Origin of the sequence: Candidatus Thiosymbion oneisti (genome assembly GCF_900092655.1) — a bacterium.
GTDB lineage: Bacteria > Pseudomonadota > Gammaproteobacteria > Chromatiales > Chromatiaceae > Thiosymbion > Thiosymbion oneisti.
In genome coordinates this window covers 1-843 of the sequence record NZ_FLUY01000318.1, presented here as the reverse complement: position 1 = coordinate 843, position 843 = coordinate 1, and the positions used below count along the sequence as shown (strand labels likewise).

At 60.6% G+C, this 843-nt stretch carries 1 pseudogene; it reads left to right on the top strand.

Annotated features, from left to right (window positions below):
- Positions 1-125: 125 nt before the first annotated feature.
- Positions 126-843 (top strand): annotated as a pseudogene (locus tag BQ17_RS02980) (DDE-type integrase/transposase/recombinase); the annotation flags it as partial.

The window sequence follows — 843 nt, the reverse complement described above, 5'->3', positions numbered from 1 at the left end:
CCTCTGGCTCCCACGCTCCAGCGTGGGAGCAAGTCCGGACGCTCCAGCGTCATGAAACCTTGGCCGCTGGAGCGGCCACAATTGCGTTTCCACGCTGGAGCGTGGGAACGAGCCAAAAACTTACCGATGGCTCCCACACGCCGCACCGCTTGCAGACTACCCTCACCCCGACCCAGGAAGCCGTGGTCGTAGAACTGCGTAAGACGCTGCTGCTGCCACTTGATGACCGGTTGGTGGTCACTCGTGAGTTTATCCACCCCGACCTCTCCCGATCAGCTCTGGACCGCTGTCTGCGCCGCCATGGGGTCGCCAACCTCAAGACCCTGCTACCCCAGGAGGACGGTGCGCAGACACCCCCCCACAAAACCTTCAAGGACTACGCCCCCGGCTTTGTGCACGTCGATGTCAAGTACCTACCCCAAATGCCAGACCAAGACCAGCGCACGGACCTGTTCGCCGCCATTGATCGGGCCACGCGTTGGGTCTACGTCGAAATCCTCAAGGACAAGTCGGCAACCACCGCCAGCGGTTTCCTGAAGCGCCTGATCGACACCGCTCCGTTCAAAATCACCACGCTCCTAACCGACAACGGCAAAGAATTTACCGACCGCTTCTGCGCCGCCGGCGAGCGCCAACCAACCGCTGCTCATGCCTTCGATCAGGTCTGTGCTGACAACCGCATCCAGCATCGCTTGACCAAGCCCAGAACCCCCCGAACCAATGGTATGGTCGAACGCTTCAACGGCCGCATTGCCGATGTGCTGCCCTCCAATCGCTTCGAATCCGCCGCTTCTCTCCAGGCAACCCTCATACGCTTCGTCCACCTGTATAATCACAACATCC